Source organism: Yoonia maricola (genome assembly GCF_002797915.1).
Classification (GTDB): Bacteria; Pseudomonadota; Alphaproteobacteria; order Rhodobacterales; family Rhodobacteraceae; genus Yoonia; species Yoonia maricola.
Window position 1 is genome coordinate 722,256 of sequence record NZ_PGTY01000002.1, and the last position, 15,532, is coordinate 737,787.

15 protein-coding genes are annotated in these 15,532 nt (G+C 56.0%); 2 read left to right on the forward strand and 13 right to left on the reverse strand.

Features of this window, described 5'->3' with window-relative positions; translation table 11 throughout:
- The first annotated feature begins 135 nt into the window (after positions 1-135).
- Positions 136-945, forward strand: coding sequence for a hypothetical protein (locus tag BC777_RS13775; protein WP_100368730.1), 810 nt, complete (start codon positions 136-138; stop codon positions 943-945).
- Positions 946-947: 2 nt separating this feature from the next.
- Here BC777_RS13775 and BC777_RS13780 read toward each other — a convergent pair whose 3' ends face one another.
- The 8 genes from BC777_RS13780 to BC777_RS13815 all read right to left on the reverse strand — a co-directional run bounded on the left by BC777_RS13780 (position 948) and on the right by BC777_RS13815 (position 8,502).
- Positions 948-1,904 carry an L-malyl-CoA/beta-methylmalyl-CoA lyase gene (locus BC777_RS13780; protein WP_100368731.1) on the reverse strand — a complete coding sequence of 319 codons (957 nt, stop codon included), beginning with the start codon at positions 1,902-1,904 and terminating at the stop codon, positions 948-950.
- Between the two features lie 126 nt (positions 1,905-2,030).
- Positions 2,031-3,215 carry an amino acid aminotransferase gene (locus tag BC777_RS13785; RefSeq protein ID WP_100368732.1) on the reverse strand — a complete coding sequence of 395 codons (1,185 nt, stop codon included), beginning with the start codon at positions 3,213-3,215 and terminating at the stop codon, positions 2,031-2,033.
- 3 nt (positions 3,216-3,218) lie between these two features.
- Positions 3,219-4,082 carry a 3-mercaptopyruvate sulfurtransferase gene (gene sseA / locus BC777_RS13790; protein ID WP_100368868.1) on the reverse strand — a complete coding sequence of 288 codons (864 nt, stop codon included), beginning with the start codon at positions 4,080-4,082 and terminating at the stop codon, positions 3,219-3,221.
- A 326-nt stretch (positions 4,083-4,408) separates the two neighbouring features.
- Positions 4,409-4,873 (reverse strand): nuclear transport factor 2 family protein, encoded by a 465-nt coding sequence (locus BC777_RS13795; RefSeq protein ID WP_100368733.1) that lies wholly within the window; start codon positions 4,871-4,873, stop codon positions 4,409-4,411.
- Between the two features lie 7 nt (positions 4,874-4,880).
- Positions 4,881-5,348, reverse strand: a complete 468-nt coding sequence (cynS, locus tag BC777_RS13800) for a cyanase (protein WP_100368734.1) — start codon at positions 5,346-5,348, stop codon at positions 4,881-4,883.
- An 18-nt stretch (positions 5,349-5,366) separates the two neighbouring features.
- On the reverse strand, positions 5,367-6,272 hold the full coding sequence (locus BC777_RS13805) for an ABC transporter ATP-binding protein (RefSeq protein WP_100368735.1): 906 nt from the start codon (positions 6,270-6,272) through the stop codon (positions 5,367-5,369).
- Positions 6,273-6,282: 10 nt separating this feature from the next.
- The gene (ntrB, locus tag BC777_RS13810; RefSeq protein WP_100368736.1) at positions 6,283-7,116 is read right to left on the reverse strand and encodes a nitrate ABC transporter permease; all 834 of its coding nucleotides are present in this window, start codon (positions 7,114-7,116) and stop codon (positions 6,283-6,285) included.
- Positions 7,117-7,119: 3 nt separating this feature from the next.
- The gene (locus BC777_RS13815) at positions 7,120-8,502 is read right to left on the reverse strand and encodes a CmpA/NrtA family ABC transporter substrate-binding protein (RefSeq protein WP_100368869.1); all 1,383 of its coding nucleotides are present in this window, start codon (positions 8,500-8,502) and stop codon (positions 7,120-7,122) included.
- 198 nt (positions 8,503-8,700) lie between these two features.
- On the opposite strand from BC777_RS13815, the gene BC777_RS13820 reads away from it, so the two are divergent.
- Positions 8,701-10,557: a sigma 54-interacting transcriptional regulator gene (locus tag BC777_RS13820; protein ID WP_100368737.1), complete on the forward strand. Its 1,857-nt coding sequence runs from the start codon at positions 8,701-8,703 to the stop codon at positions 10,555-10,557.
- Positions 10,558-10,632: 75 nt separating this feature from the next.
- On the opposite strand, the gene BC777_RS13825 is transcribed toward BC777_RS13820, so the two are convergent.
- The 5 genes from BC777_RS13825 to BC777_RS13845 are packed head-to-tail and all read right to left on the reverse strand — an operon-like array spanning position 10,633 to position 15,382.
- Positions 10,633-11,265: an aspartate/glutamate racemase family protein gene (locus tag BC777_RS13825; protein ID WP_100368738.1), complete on the reverse strand. Its 633-nt coding sequence runs from the start codon at positions 11,263-11,265 to the stop codon at positions 10,633-10,635.
- Positions 11,262-12,101 (reverse strand): ABC transporter permease, encoded by an 840-nt coding sequence (locus BC777_RS13830; RefSeq protein WP_100368739.1) that lies wholly within the window; start codon positions 12,099-12,101, stop codon positions 11,262-11,264. Before BC777_RS13830 ends, BC777_RS13825 begins: the two co-directional genes overlap by 4 nt.
- A gap of 1 nt (position 12,102) precedes the next feature.
- Complete coding sequence (locus BC777_RS13835; RefSeq protein ID WP_100368740.1) at positions 12,103-12,966, reverse strand: ABC transporter permease; 864 nt, start codon at positions 12,964-12,966, stop codon at positions 12,103-12,105.
- A 58-nt stretch (positions 12,967-13,024) separates the two neighbouring features.
- Positions 13,025-14,311 carry an ABC transporter substrate-binding protein gene (locus BC777_RS13840; protein ID WP_100368741.1) on the reverse strand — a complete coding sequence of 429 codons (1,287 nt, stop codon included), beginning with the start codon at positions 14,309-14,311 and terminating at the stop codon, positions 13,025-13,027.
- A gap of 45 nt (positions 14,312-14,356) precedes the next feature.
- Positions 14,357-15,382, reverse strand: coding sequence for an ABC transporter ATP-binding protein (locus tag BC777_RS13845; protein ID WP_100368742.1), 1,026 nt, complete (start codon positions 15,380-15,382; stop codon positions 14,357-14,359).
- Between the last annotated feature and the right edge of the window lie 150 nt (positions 15,383-15,532).

Genomic DNA, 15,532 nt, shown 5'->3' on the forward strand with positions numbered 1-15,532 from the left:
TTTTGCATGCGTTCATGGATATATGGCGTAAGGGTGCGGCAAGTGCAACGGCGGTGGGTTGCCACAATTTTGCCATTTGCATTGCCCTATAACGCGCCACACAGTTTTAGAATGTTGCAGAAACAGGAATTCAATATGCGTATCCTCAGCATCACCGCCGCACTGGCGTTTGGTTTGTCCAGCCCGGCATTGGCACAAGAGATAAATTTCGGAAATGACAGTAGTGAATGGGCCAATGATGGTGAGTGTGATGATGGTCGCTTTACCGGCAAGGGCATGACTGCAACGCCGCTTTTGGAAGAAGATGTGCTTGCTGACGCCACTGATTGCCGCACCGCCTATGAGGCTGGGACCCTTACTTTGCTAGGTGTAGCAAGTGACGGAACCATTGATTTTGGCAATGATGAGGGTGATTGGTCCAACGATGATGAGTGTGATGACATGCGGTTCGCAGGGCCCGGTATGACGACGACGCCATTGCTGCAAGATGACATCATGCGCGATGCCACCGATTGTCGGACAGCCTATGAGGCTGGTCTGCTTACTCTCAGTGGTGACGGTCCGGATGATTTGATCATCGAGGGGGTCAATTTCGGCAATGATAATGGCGAATGGTCAAACGACGGCGAATGCGATGACCCCCGCTTTGTAGGCGCGGGCATGACAGCGACACCGCTACTGGCCGACGATGTATTACGCGATGCTACCGATTGCAGCACTGCGTTTACGGCTGGCAACCTTACGCTGTTGGGCGTTGATGCCAAGGGCGGTATCGACTTTGGCAATGACGAAGGTGAATGGTCGAACGACGGCGAATGTGATGACATGCGCTTTGCCGGGCCAGGCATGACAACGACGGTACTGTTGTATGATGACGTTATGCGCGATGCCACTGATTGCCGGGCCGCTTACGAGGCCGGGCAGCTAACCCTCGCGGGTCAGTAAACCTACCCGGCGATCATTTCGGACTGACGTACAATCACCTCAGCCTGTTTGATTGATGCAATATCGACGAGGCGGCCTTTGTAAACGGTCGCCCCCTCGCTGCGTGCCTTGGCGTCTTCCATCGCGGCAAGGATTTCGCGGGCTTCTTTCACAGCCGCTGCTGAGGGCGTGAACACGTCGTTGGCCAATGCGATCTGCTTGGGGTGGATCGCCCATTTCCCGACCATGCCCAGCGTGGCCGAGCGTTTGGCCTGCGCACGATACCCTTCATCATCGCTGAAATCGCCGAATGGCCCATCGACAGGCAGCACGCCATGCGTGCGGCAGGCCGCCACGATGGCGGTCTGTGCCCAGTGCCACGGGTCAGAATAGTGGCGCGCGTCGCCATGCAGCATGTAGTAGTTTTCCTGGGTGCCGCCGATGCCGGTCGTCTGCATACCCATCGAGGCGGCGAAGTCAGCTGCTCCAAGGCTCATTGCTGCCATGCGTGGGGAACTGGCGGCGATTTCTTCCACATGTGCGATGCCGGCGGCGGATTCGATGATGACCTCAAAGCTGATGGGTTTGGTCCGACATTTTGCCGTTTCAATCGCGGTCACCAGTGCGTCGACGGCATAGACATCCGCGGCGCAGCCCACCTTTGGGATCATAATCTGGTCTATTCTGTCACCTGCCTGTTCAAGCACATCAACCACGTCTTTGTACCAGTACGGCGTGTCCAACCCGTTGATCCGGACTGACAGATATTTGGTGTTCCAGTCCACATCATTGATTGCCTGAATGACATTTGCGCGTGCGGTGTCTTTGTCCGAAGGTGACACGCTGTCCTCAAGGTCCAGGTTGATGACATCTGCCGCACTCGCCGCCATCTTTTCAAACAGTTTGGTGTTTGAGCCCGGGCCAAACAGCTGGCAGCGGTTTGGACGGGCAGGGGGCGTGGGTTGCAGGCGGAATGACATTGGTGATCCTTGGCGTACTTTAATTGCGTAGTGATTGCGCGGATCGATATATTGTTACGTAGAGACGTACAAGGTAAATGCGCAGTCGCAGCAAGAAAATGCTGCGACGCAAAATGGTTGATGATGTCAGATTCCGGCTGCGACGATAGCCTTGGCCAACACAGGCACCGTCTGTGCGTTCAATCCGGCAATGTTCATCCGGCTGTCACCTACCATGTAAATTCCATGATCGGCGCGTAGTTTTTCCACCATCTCGGGGGTGGTCCCCAAACGGCTGAACATACCCCGGTGATGTGCAAGAAAATCAAACCGGTCGCTATTGGTCAGGCGTTTGAGCTCATCGGCCAGCTGCTGGCGCAGGTCCAGCATTCCGTTGCGGGTTTCTTCCAGCTCTGCTTCCCAATCGGCGCGCAATTCGGGGTCTTGCAGAATGGTTGTCACCACGCGGGCCCCGTGATCTGGCGGGAAGGAATAGTTCTGGCGATTAAGGAACGCGAGGTTCTGCTGGGTCAGCGCTTGTTGATCGGCGTCCTTGGTCACAGCCATCAGAATGCCCGTTCGCTCACGATAAATGCCAAAGTTCTTGGAACAACTCGCCGCAATCAGGCAGTTTTCAAAGCTGCTGGCGATCTGGCGGGTGGCCTTGGCATCGTCAGCCAGACCATCGCCAAAGCCCTGGTAGGCGATGTCGACGAAAGGGACGGCACTCTTGTTTTGCATCAGGCCGATGACCTGTTCCATCTGGCCGTAGGTCAGGTTCGCGCCGGTTGGGTTGTGGCAGCAGCCGTGCAGCAGGACCACATCACCGGGGGCCACATTTTGCAGATCGGCCATCATGCCGTCGAAATCGACGCCGCGTGTTTCGCTATCGAAATAGCGATATTCGGCCATCTTCATGCCAAGATATTTGATGATCGATGGGTGGTTTGGCCATGTTGGGTTGGACAGCCAGACGGTGGCTTTGGGGGCCGCGATGCGGATAAGTTCGAGCGCTTGCCGGATCGCGCCTGTTCCGCCGGGCGTGGCAATCGCCGCTACCCGCTCGGACAAGACGCTGTCGCCCAGAACAAGGTCTTTCATCACCGCACCGAAAGCAGGATCACCGGCCAGCCCAGTATAGGCCTTGGTCGATTGATCCGCCAAAATCCGGCGTTCCGCCTCTTTTACCGCACGCATGACCGGTGTGTTGCCCGTCGCGTCCTTGTAGACGCCAACGCCAAGATCAACTTTGTCGCTACGTGGGTCCGCTTTGAACTTGGCCACGAGGGCAAGGATTTTGTCAGCGGGTTGGGCGGTCAGGTTTTCAAGCATCGTTCAGGCTCCGGTCGCAATTGGAAGGTCGGCGTACATGCCCCATTCGGACCATGACCCGTCATAAAGCGCATGATCCGTTTTGCCGATCCGTTCAAGGGCAAGTGACACGATAGCGGCTGTGACACCGGACCCGCAGGTCGTGATCGCGGGTTTGGTCAGGTTAATGCCTGCATCCGTAAAGACTGTGCGCAAAGCGGTGGGTGCTTTCATGGTTCCATCGGCGGTCAGCAGATCTTTATAAAAGACGTTCAGGGATCCCGGAATATGGCCAGAGCGCATCCCCTCGCGCGGTTCTGGCGCGTCGCCCCTGAACCGCTCTGGTGCGCGGGCATCAATGATGCTGTGATCGCCAAGCTTTGCAGCCCGTGCGACATCAGTCACATCGCGCAGACGGTGCGCTTCCATTTTCACGGTCATATGACGGTCGCGGATGGTTGGTGCAGCGCTGGTGACCTTGTGTCCATCTGCGACCCATTTGGGCAGCCCGCCATCCAGCACGGCGATATTCGTCTGTCCCATCAGACGAAACAACCACCAGACACGGGCCGCCGAAAACAGCCCCGTGCCATCGTAAACAACAACCTGATGTCCATCGCCCACACCCATGGCGCGCATCCGCGACATGAATTTTTCAACAGGTGGCGCCATATGCGGCAGCTCGGACCGGTTGTCGCTGATTTCATCAATATCAAAGAAGCGCGCGCCGGGGATGTGACCCGCTGCATACTCGGCCTTTGCGTCACGCCCTGTGTCCGGCATGTACCATGACGCGTCAAAGATCCGCAGATCCGGGTCTTTGAGGTGGGCCGCCAGCCAATCAGTGCTGACAAGCGTCTTTGGGTCATCCGCTGGTGAGGTTGTCATCATATGCCCCTTCGCAACAATCGCGCCAGAGGTAGCCCGCACGGCCCTTTATGACAAGCCTTTGAGCAGCGCAGATCCGGGTAAATGCACCAAAGAAAACGGCTGGGTCTGATGGTGTCGAACGTCACACGACCTTGGCCTTCACGTCATAAACTGGCCCAAAATCCGGAAAGTCGCATAACAGACCTTGGCGCAGCATGCGGCGAAGGTCTCAAAACGGCCCAACTTGTACCTTTAGTTTTTGATTCGCGCGCTTGCAGCGTCGGAAAGGCCGAGTGCCCGAAGATATCCGCTGCCGTGGCGCACCGGTTGATCGCGCGTTCTCTCTATAGTCCTAGCTCAGAGAGACCTTTATGAACTTTAGGCCTTGGCCCTTGGGGCCAATGAAAAAGCCGCTCAGCTTCGGCAATCGCCACGTCATTGATCGAGGCATGGCGCACGGCCATGTAGCCCGCAGCGTCGAATTCCCAGTTTTCGTTGCCGTAGGCGCGGAACCAGTTGCTCTTCGCGTCGTGGTATTCGTAGCAAAAGCGCACAGCGATGCGAGTGTCGCTGTGCGCCCAAATCTCTTTGATCAGCCGATACCCATTTTCCACCGTCCACTTGCGGGTCAGGAAGTCGCGCACCTCGTCCCTGCCGTTAAGAAACTCGGACCGGTTGCGCCATTTGGTATCAGCGGAATAGGCCAGTGCGACCTTTTCGGGATCGCGGCTGTTCCACGCATCTTCGGCCATCCGGACTTTCTTGACTGCGTCGTCGTAAGAAAAGGGCGGCACTGGCATGCGTGTCATTGTGGGGTTACCACGAATTGTAGCCAAGGTACTTGCCCGACATCTCTACCTTTACACGGTCCCCCTTGGGATTTTCTATCCGGGTCACGGACATGTCAAAATCGATGGCGGACATAATGCCGTCGCCGAACTTCTCTTGGATCAATGCCTTAAGTGTGGGGCCGTAGACGCCGACAATCTCATAGAAGCGATAGATACAGGGGTCAGTTGGCACCGCCTGTTCCCAGATTTTGGTGGGGCTCTCGGCCAGCACACTTTCTGCCTCTTGCGGCAGGCCCATGACACTGACCATCAGCTTGGCCTTCTCAGCCGGAAACGCGTTCATGCCCATGGCCGCCGAGTGGGTCCACACCGGGGACATGTCAATCTTCGCAGCGATCTCTTCCCATGTCATGCCGGCCTGTTTTTTGGCGGACAGGATCATGGCGGTGACGTCTTCTTTGGTCATCATTTCAGTCATGGCGAGGTCTTTCATGTTGGTCTTCTCCGGGTATTAGCTGTTCACCGCGACAAGGGCGGGTTGGGTGTCTTCGGGGTCGTCTTGCGGCTCTGTCTTGTCGATCCGGACGGTTTCGGGTCGGTTGGTTTCACCTGCGATTGTGGGCTGTCCGGCAAGCTCTTTCGACCGCTTGCCAAGGAACTGCACCAAGTGGTTGCGGATCGCGTAGTAGTTGGGATGTTCGACGATTTCGGTACGGTTGCGGGGGCGTGGAATGGTGATTTCAACGCTTTCCGCCACCCGCGCCTGCGGGCCGTTGGTCATCAGCAGGATGCGGTCGGCCAGTAAGATCGCTTCGTCGATGTCGTGGGTGATCATGAAGACTGTCTGCTCCATCTGCCCCCAGATTTTGAGCAGCTCGTCCTGTATGGTCCCGCGTGTGAGGGCGTCCAGCGCGCCAAAGGGCTCATCCAGCAACAACAGCTTGGGGTGATTGGCAAAGGCCCGCGCGATAGACACGCGCTGACGCATACCGCCCGATAACTGGCTTGGTTTGCGGTGGATCACGTCGCCTTCCAGCCCCACCATCGCAAGGAACTCAGTCGCATGGTCTATGACCTTCGCTTTGCTCCAGTCAGGATAACGGGCGGCAACGCCAAAGGTGACGTTCTTGAGCGTCGTAAGCCATGGCAGCAGTGAGTAGTTTTGGAAGACAACACCACGGTCTAGGCTTGGCCCTCGCACCGCTTGCCCATCCATCACCACGACGCCACTGGTCGGTTCTGCCAGCCCTGCAAGGATATTCATGATCGTGGATTTGCCGCAACCGGAATGGCCAAGGATCACCACGAACTCTCCCTTTTCGACGCCGAAACTGGCGTCTTCAAAAACGGTCAGCTCTCCGCCAGCCCCATCGGGGAACCGCTGCGTCAGCTTTTCGATACTTAGATACGGTTTCATGGATCGTCCTTTATTCGGCGTAAGTGACGCGGCGTTGCAAAAGACCAAAGGCCGAGTCCAACAGCATGCCAACCACGCCGATCATGAGAATTGAGAAAATGACGGAGGTTAGATCAAGGTTGTTCCATTCGTTCCATACGTAATAGCCAATGCCTGTGCCGCCCACGAGCATCTCCGCCGCCACAATCACCAGCCAAGCGATCCCGATCGAGATGCGCATGCCCGTCACGATGGTCGGGGCAGCGGCGGGCAGGATCACGGTGAAGGCGGTCTTGATTGCCCCAAGTTCATGGGTGCGAGCCACGTTCACCCAGTCTTCGCGCACACCCGCGACACCAAAGGCAGTGTTGATCAGCATCGGCCAAATTGAACAAATAAAGATCACGAATATCGCAGATGCCTCGCTATCTCCAATGATAAACAAGGCCAATGGCATCCATGCCAACGGCGAGATTGGGCGTAGCACTTGGATAAACGGATTGAACGCTTTGCAGGCAACCTGAGACATGCCGATCAGGAACCCAAACGGGATCGCAACCAAGGCGGCCAGCAAATACCCTGTCAGGACCCGGTAGATCGAATAGCCGATCTGGATGCCGATGCCCTTGTCGTTGGGGCCTGCATCATAAAACGGATCGCTCAGCTGTTCCCACGCTTTGGCCAGCACCTGGCTGGGCGGCGGTACGCCCGCTTTCGCTTCGCCAGCACCTGTCAGGCGTTCATATTCAGTCAGCTCTTCGACGGCCTTCTGCGCCGGAATTGCGGCCTCCCATAACAGGAGACCGACAATCAGCATGAGCACAGACAACAGCGCCGCGCGTTGGTTCAGGGATAGCTGACCCATGCCTTAGCCTTTCCGGATCGCAAAGCTATCGACGTAGGCTTCCGGCGTGGCTGGATCAAAGGTTTTGCCCATAATTGTATGCGACTTGTAGGTGATGTCGGGCGCGTCATAGCCAAGGTCTTCCATGACCTTTTTGCAATCCGCGGCCAGATAGACCTGTTCCGCCACACCGCGATAATCCACGTCACCTTCGATGTATCCCCAGCGCTTCATCTGCGTCAGGATCCAGACCCCCATCGAGTGCCATGGGAAGGGGTCGAAATCGATCCGGTCGGGCACACGTTGTACTTCGCCCAAACCATCCGCATAGGTGCCGGTCAGAACCTGTTCGATCACCGTCACGGGCTGGTTGAGGTAGTTTGTCGGCGCGATCGCCTCCGAGATTTCTTTGCGGTTTTCAGCCGCCGAAGCGTACTGCGTCGCATCAATGATCGCCTTGAGAAGGGCGCCGTATGTGTTGGGCAATTCCGTCGCAAAGGACAGCGGGGCGGCAAAGGCGCAGCATGGATGACCGTCCCAGATTTCCTTGGTCAGGATGTGCAGGAAGCCGATGCCTTCAAACACAGCGCGCTGGTTGAACGGATCAGGCGACAGATAACCATCAAGGTTTCCAGCCCGCAGGTTCGCAACCATCTCTGGCGGCGGTACAACACGGATCTGGATATCAACGTCGGGATCCAGACCAAATTCAGCGACGTAGTAGCGCAGCAGGAAATTGTGCATCGAGTATTCGAACGGCACACCGAACGTGAAGCCCTTCCACTGTTTCGGATCACGCTTATCAAGATGCTCATTCGACAACACAATCGCCTGCCCATTGATGTTCTCGACGGCGGGCATGATATATGGTTCAGCGACTGACCCCGCGCCCAGTGTCATCGCCAAAGGCATCGGGGTCAGCATGTGGGACGCATCATATTCACCGTTCAGCGACTTGTCCCGCGCAACCGCCCAACCTGCGGTTTTGATCACTTGGGCGTTCAGACCGTAGCGTTCATAAAACCCCAGCGGCTGTGCCATGATGATCGGTGTCGCACAGGTGATCGGCACGAACCCAATATTTAGATCGGTTTTCTCAGGTGGTCCAAGATTATCAAGGATAGCCGCTTTCGCCTCGTTCAGCGGAAATACCGAAGCAAGCGCCGCAGCCATTGTCGTCCCGCCCATCACGCCCATGAACGACCGGCGGCCGATGTCGCTTTGACCGAAGACGGAGCGGACAATTGCGCTTTCGACAGCGCGCTCCAACATGCCCTCAGATGTGGACAGATCAATGCTGTCATCCACTTCGGGCACAGTAGCGCTACAGCTATGGCAGCTACAATCTGCGGCATGGCGGAGGTCGGTTTTATCAGAGAACGGGTTCCCCAGTGATTTGATTGGCATTGCGTGCTCCATCGTTGGTTTCCCAAAGCTTGGCAGCACGCATCCGGCAAATGAAGACGTTCGCCGAAATCCCAAGAATTCATTTTCGTGATGAATTTCAGTGCGATAAACGGCCCGATCCAGCAAAATTATTACGATAATTCGTAATTTACGATATTTCGTATTGAACGACGCTGCGTTTTCGATCCGCATGAAGACATGCGTGACATAAACACTTCATTCGATTCCTTCCTCGCGGGTGCGTTTGGGCCGACCGTTCTGATCGATCTGGCCCGTGATCGGATTTTGGCGGCCACGCGCGAGGCGAAAACCCTTTTCGATACCAAAGATTTGGTCGGCGCCAACTTTGCGCCTTTGGTCGCTGACGGGATGGCAGACTTGGTCGTTTTCATCGCAGAAGTGCAGCATAGGGGCACGGCGTGGACGCGCCGGGTGACACTGCGAACGGTCAACGGCGAAGCCTTGGAGGCCGAGGTCACGGGGCGTGCAATCGCCCACGAAGGTCGGCAATTCCTCCTCTTGCACATGCTCGACCTCGCCGGGTTGGAGCAACATGCGGCAGAGGTTGCGGCCGGTAATCTCTACAGTAGCGGCTTGGTAGAATGGCAGCGCGCGCAGCGGTTTTTTTCTGATTTGGAACGGGAAAACCAACTGATCCTCAACGCAGCCGGCGAAGGCATCTATGGCGTCAATGCTGATGGCAAGACAACCTTTGTGAACCGGGCCGCACAAGAGATGCTGGGTTGGACCACCGAAGACTTGTTGGGTCGCGACATTCACACGATGATCCATCACCACCACCTAAACGGCGATCACTACCCGTCCCATGAGTGTCCGATCTATCAATCCTTTCGGTATGAAGAAGTGAACCGGGTCGAAAATGAGGTATTCTGGCGCAAGGATGGTAAACCGATCCGCATCGAATATGTTTCCACCCCGATCTATGACGGCACCCAGCTTGTCGGCGCTGTGGTGATCTTTCGCGACATCACAGAGCGCCTTGAAGACGAACGCAAATTGCGTGAGGCCATGGATGAGGTCGCGGCCCTGCGTGATCAGCTGGAAGAAGAAAACGCCTACCTGCAAGAGGCGATCAACATCGAGCGGGCGCATCACGATATCATCGGACGCTCGGACGCAATTCAAGGCATCATCACGCAGATTGAACTTGTGGGGCCGACCAACACAAGTGTTTTGATCCGCGGCGAAAGCGGCGTTGGCAAGTCGCTTGTCGCCTCTGCCGTGCATGATGAAAGCAGCCGCAAGCGCCGCCCTATGATCCACTTCAAGGCCGGGGCCGTGAGCCCCGAAAAGATCGAAAGCGAGTTGTTTGGTCAGGTCCGTGGTGCCTTTGCTGGGGCCTTGAAAGACCGCCCCGGCAAGCTGGAACTCGCTCATGGCGGGACGCTCTTTATTGATGAAGTTGCGGATATTCCCATCGAAATCCAAGGGCACCTTTTGGATGCTCTGCAGAACCATGAGGTGATCCGACTGGGTGATGATCGTGCTCGCAGCCTTGATCTACGTGTCATTGCCTCGACCAGTCGCGATGTTGACCGTGAACTACAGGCCGGGCGCTTGCGGCAAGACCTGATGCTGCACCTCGGGGTCTTCCCGATCCTATGCCCGCCCTTGCGTGATCGCCCGGAAGACATTCCCATACTCACCGCGCACCTGCTTCGGATCGTGTGCAAACGGCTGGGTCGCAAGGTGCCCGTCGTCACCGAAGGCGCCATGCGCAAGCTCCAACAGTACCACTGGCCCGGCAACGTACGTGAACTGGCCAACGTGATCGAGCGCGGCGCCATCGTTTCTCAGTCTGACAAGCTGCAAGTCGAGATTCAAAGTAACGTCACATCGGGCGCTTTGCCAAAATCCACCTTGCTGACCGAGGCAGAGGTCGAGCAATTTCGAAGGACCAACATCCTTGCTTGTATGAAAGAAGCGGGCGGCCGCGTCTCTGGCGAAAAGGGCGCAGCGGCATTGCTTGGGATCAAGCCTACGACACTTTATTCGAGGTTAAAGAAGTTGGGGCTCAATGAGGATGATTGGTAAGGACCAAGCAAGCCGTTGGCTTTTTCCAGTTGCGCTGTGAATTTTCTGGCCCATCGCGGGTTCAGCGTATCGGGATCAAAGCATTGCCGCCAACTTTACCGCAGCATGAACGCCGTCGATCAATTTGACAGGTATGTCATCACTTTCATCGACAATGTGCACCATACCGGCGCACCCCAAGACAACGCTATTGATGTTATCTTCGCGCATTGCCGTTCGGATTTCTGCTTTCACCTGCCGTGTTGCGCTTTCCCGATCATCTTCTAGGGCATGGACCGGCACACCACTTGCCCTAACGCGTCCAAGGTTCCGGTCCAACCCATAGTTGCTGATATTTGCATTCAGGATCGGGACTGAGACGTCCAAGGTTGTGACGACAGAGAACCGCTGTCCAAAAAGCGATGCCAAGTGGTAGGCCGCTTGGCCAATGCCAATCACCGGGCAGGATGCCAAACTACGCGCAGCGGAAAGACCCGTGTCGTCAAAGCAGCCGATGATGATCGCTTTCGCACCCATCTCATCGGCCTTTTTCACCAGTTCCAACAATGGAGGGATCGCGGCGTCCCCATCCGCTTCGCCTTGAATGGCAGGCGGGCCCTCTGTGGAAGTCCAGCCAAGAACCTGCGCATCCGATAAGGTCTTAAGCGCTATTTCTATCATCGCATCTGTCATCGATGCGGTACTGTTGGGGTTGATGATCACAATCATACGTCACCTTTTCCCGCATCAGACCCTTGCTGTGCGCGGCGACGGTTGGTGATTAATACGACGCAAAGAAAGACCCCGATGATGATGAGTGAGAACACCGTCGTCAGTGTTCCCAACGCATATAGGACGGGGGACGTCACATTCGTTGTCATCCCGTAGATTTCGAGCGGTAGCGTATTGTAGCTGCCCGACGTCAAAAGCGTGCGGGCAAACTCGTCGTAACTGAGCGTGAAGCCAAACAAGGCGACACCGATCAACGATGGCGCGATGATTGGCAGCACCACATGGCGCAAGGTTTGCCATGGCGTCGCGCCCAGATCGCGGGCGGCTTCTTCGTAACTTTTGTCGAAGCGGTTGAAGACGGCGAACATGATAAGCAGGCCGAACGGCAGGGTCCAAGTGAGTTGCGATCCGAACCCCGACGTGGACCAATGGACATCGAGGCCGGATTGCGAAAACAGCAAACCAACCCCAAGTGAGATCAAGATCGACGGGATCACCAATGACGTGATGATCAAGTAAAACAGGATGTTCGACCCCGGAAACTTGCGCCGAAACGCAAGCCCACCCATCACCGACACCACAACAGTGACCACCATGACCATGAGCCCAAGCACAAAGCTGCGCCGGAAACTGCCCCAGATGTCACCGACCGCTTGTTGTTCGAAAAGGTCATAAAACCAATAAAGGGACACGCCCCGCATTGGGAACGTGAGGCCACCGCCCTCGCCCTGGAACGACAGGATGCCGATGGTGATCGTTGGTCCGTAAAGGAACAGGATGAACAGCCCGAAGAAGGCGCTGAGGACGTAGAAAGACCGAGGGCGCGGCTCCATCCTAAAGCTCCTTCCGAATGTCGACGAACCGCAGCAGGATGCCGATTGTGATCAACACGGTAAGCAGCAGCACAATCGCGGTGGCAGAGGCACTGGGATATTGCAGCAAAGCGATATCGTTTGAGATGAGACGCCCGACGTTGGCCGACTGCGATCCGCTCATGAAGCGCACTGTGATGAAATCGCCCATCACAAGCGTGACCACAAAGATCGTGCCGATCATGATGCCGGGCTTGGTTAACGGGATTATCACGTTCCAGAGGATTTGCGCGCCATTGGCCCCGGCGTCACGGGCGGCCTCGATCAGGGACTTGTCGATACGCATCATCGTGTTGAAGATCGGGACGACCATGAACAGCGTGTATAGATGTACGAAAGCAAGGATCACGGCAAAGTCCGAAAACAGCAGCCACTCGATGGGTTCGTCAATAACCCCCCATGACATCAGCGTCGAATTAGCGATCCCGTTGCGACCCAAGAATGGAATCCACGAGATCATGCGGATGATGTTGCTGGTCCAGAAGGGGATCGTGCAAAGCAAGAAAAGTGCGATCTGCCAAGTCAGGGTGCGGATATGGAATGCAAGGTAGTAGGCTACCGTGAACCCAATAACCAACGTGCAAGCCCAGGTGATCAGCGCGTATTTGAAGGTGTTGAAAAACACCGTGTAGGTCACCGGTGATCCAAATAGGAATGCGTAATTGTCGAACTCAAACGCTGGAATGATCGAAAATTCGCTAGCCTGCCAAAAGCTGACGATGACGATCAGGACAATCGGCAGCACCAAGAAAATCAGCAGAACAGCGGCCAATGGCGACACCATAAGCAGGCTGGATATGGCTGGATTGGTGCGCAATTTGTTCATGGGGATTTCTTAATAATGGGGTTGGGTGCGCCACATCGCAGCGCACCCGGTATCGGTCTTAAGCGGCGATAAATTCGTTCCACTTGCGGACCATGTATTGGTTCTCGTCCATGACAGAGTTCCAGCACACGACCGACCCCATCCGGTCAAGGAAAGACCCACCATCGCGGACTTCGCCCGCACCGGCCAGCTTGTCGCCGGTTGGGGACAGGATATCGCCTTCGGCGGCTTTGCCTTCGTACCAGAAGCCCCATTCGTCTTCTGACATGAACGCTTTGGACGTCTCAGGCACCGCAGAGTAATAGCCCTGACGCATCAGGTAACCGCCGACCCAGCCGGACAGATACCAGTTGATGTATTCATAAGCCGCGTCCAACTCGATGCCGGACAGCGCAGCAGAGATACCAAGACCGCCACCCCAAGACCGGTAACCTTCTTCCAGCGGCTGGTAGACGCATGGAATGCCTTGGGATTTGACGGCTGTGATGGCGGGCGACCACATGGACTGGATCACAACTTCGCCCGAGGCCATCAGGTTGACACTTTCATCGAAGGATTTCCAGAAGGCGCGGAACTGGCCATTCTGCTTGGCCTCTGTGAAAATACCAATCGTCAGATCAATCTCTTCGCGGGTCATGTTGCCTTTGTCTGGGTAGGTGTATTCCCCCATGGATTCCACGACCATCGCCATGTCCATGATCCCGATAGAGGAGATATCGAGGATCGATGTTTTGCCTTTAAACTCTGGGTTCAACAGCTCGGACCAGTTGGTGATCGGACGCCCGATCAGGTCAGGGCGAATGCCCAGCGTATCAGCGTTGTAGATCGTGGGGATCAGGGTCATCCAACCGGATTCTTCCTGAACGAAATCCGTGCCGTTTGGACCTGAGGTAAAGCCAACCGTGTGCGGCGCTGTGCCTTGCGCGATTGTGCTTTCAGGTGTTAAAAGACCGCTGCGGAAGGTCCCGGCGATTTTGTCATAATTGTCGATTTTTGTGGTGTCCATGGCTTGCAAGTTGCCAGCTGCCCAAACCTTTTTGCAGATGAAGTATTCGATGTCCGCAATGTCAAAGCTGTTGGGCTGGGTTGCCGCGCGCTGGGTGACGCTGTCGGTATCAAGGGCGGTCATTTCCAGCGTAAAGCCCAGGTCTTCTTTCACCTTCAAGGCTACGTCATTGAGGTTGGACACCCCTGTGCCAAACTGGCGCAGTGTCACATCTTTGATGTTTTGCGCCCACAGCATGGGTGCGCCAAGCGTGCTGGCACCTGCGGCGATGGCCGTTGATGCGGCGCCTTTCAAAAGTGTGCGGCGGCTGAGGCTATTTCGTTGTGTGAATTTGGTCATTTTTATGTCTCCTTGTCGGACAGGTCGCGTGGAATGTGCCGCAGTTCATGCGGTTAGTTTGTGTTGATCAGAGGCATCCCAGTGCAGACCGATCCGGTCGCCGGGGTGATGCGGGTTGGCAAAGAAGGTAGTGTCGGGGATCAGGGCCAGAACGTCCTGGTCGCCGGTGATCCGCGCTGACAGTGTCACATGCGTGCCCTGATATTCGACGGCTGTTACGTTGCCCTCGACGGCGCCTTGTATTGGGTCCGTGACGGAAACCGCATCGGTCCGGATTGCAAAGTAACCGTCAGGCAGGGCGACGACATTATGCCCGCCCATGAACTGCGCGACGAATTGGGTTTGCGGCGCGTTGAATACGTCACGCGCAGGCCCGGCTTGTTCAATCACAGCGTTGTTCATCACAATGATCTCATCCGCCAAAGCCAACGCTTCATCTTGGCCGTGGGTGACGTGGATAAAGCTGATGCCGAGTTCCTTTTGCAGCTTGCGCAGTTCCCCCCGCATGCGAATGCGCAGGAACGGATCAAGGGCCGATAGCGGCTCATCCAGCAGCAAAACCTGTGGGCGGGTGATCAACGCGCGCGCAAGGGCGACGCGCTGCTGTTGTCCACCCGACAATTGATCGGGCAACCGGTCGGCAAGGGCTGTTAGATCGACAAGCGCCAGCATTTCATGCGCTTCCGCGTGACGTATCGCGGTCTCCACGCCCTTCATTTTCAGGCTAAAGGCCACGTTATCCAGAACGCTGAGATGCGGAAACAGCGCATAACTCTGAAACATCATCGCCGTACCGCGCTGCGCAGGCGGCAGATGCGAGATATCGCGACCATCCAGAACGATTGAGCCGTCGCTGACGCTTTCATGGCCCGCAATCATCCGCAGCGTCGAAGATTTTCCACAACCAGACGGCCCTAGCAGACAGGTATAACTGTCGGACTTGAAGCGGTAATTGATGGCGTCAACGGCAACCGTCGCGCCGTAGCGCTTGGTCACTGATACCAATTCTAAATCTTGATTGCTCACGCTCACCCCGTTCGTAGCTGGGACCAGCAGCGCTTTCAGCTTCATCTGACACAATCGTTTTGCGGCTTGCTGATCAGCATTTACTGGCAAAGGCCTGTTTTTTGAGCGTACTAAAGCGGAAACGATCAAGCATTGCGCACAATATTGTATACAATGTTATGGCATGTTGTCGAATATCTGGACTGGGTTGTGTCT

Coding starts and splice junctions, on each gene's coding strand:
- BC777_RS13775 (WP_100368730.1), top strand. CDS start 136: ATGCGTATCCTCAGCATCACCGCCGCACTGGCGTTTGGTTTGTCCAGC.
- BC777_RS13780 (WP_100368731.1), bottom strand. CDS start 1,904: ATGTCATTCCGCCTGCAACCCACGCCCCCTGCCCGTCCAAACCGCTGC.
- BC777_RS13785 (WP_100368732.1), bottom strand. CDS start 3,215: ATGCTTGAAAACCTGACCGCCCAACCCGCTGACAAAATCCTTGCCCTC.
- sseA (WP_100368868.1), bottom strand. CDS start 4,082: ATGACAACCTCACCAGCGGATGACCCAAAGACGCTTGTCAGCACTGAT.
- BC777_RS13795 (WP_100368733.1), bottom strand. CDS start 4,873: ATGACACGCATGCCAGTGCCGCCCTTTTCTTACGACGACGCAGTCAAG.
- cynS (WP_100368734.1), bottom strand. CDS start 5,348: ATGAAAGACCTCGCCATGACTGAAATGATGACCAAAGAAGACGTCACC.
- BC777_RS13805 (WP_100368735.1), bottom strand. CDS start 6,272: ATGAAACCGTATCTAAGTATCGAAAAGCTGACGCAGCGGTTCCCCGAT.
- ntrB (WP_100368736.1), bottom strand. CDS start 7,116: ATGGGTCAGCTATCCCTGAACCAACGCGCGGCGCTGTTGTCTGTGCTC.
- BC777_RS13815 (WP_100368869.1), bottom strand. CDS start 8,502: ATGCCAATCAAATCACTGGGGAACCCGTTCTCTGATAAAACCGACCTC.
- BC777_RS13820 (WP_100368737.1), top strand. CDS start 8,701: ATGCGTGACATAAACACTTCATTCGATTCCTTCCTCGCGGGTGCGTTT.
- BC777_RS13825 (WP_100368738.1), bottom strand. CDS start 11,265: ATGATTGTGATCATCAACCCCAACAGTACCGCATCGATGACAGATGCG.
- BC777_RS13830 (WP_100368739.1), bottom strand. CDS start 12,101: ATGGAGCCGCGCCCTCGGTCTTTCTACGTCCTCAGCGCCTTCTTCGGG.
- BC777_RS13835 (WP_100368740.1), bottom strand. CDS start 12,966: ATGAACAAATTGCGCACCAATCCAGCCATATCCAGCCTGCTTATGGTG.
- BC777_RS13840 (WP_100368741.1), bottom strand. CDS start 14,311: ATGACCAAATTCACACAACGAAATAGCCTCAGCCGCCGCACACTTTTG.
- BC777_RS13845 (WP_100368742.1), bottom strand. CDS start 15,382: ATGAAGCTGAAAGCGCTGCTGGTCCCAGCTACGAACGGGGTGAGCGTG.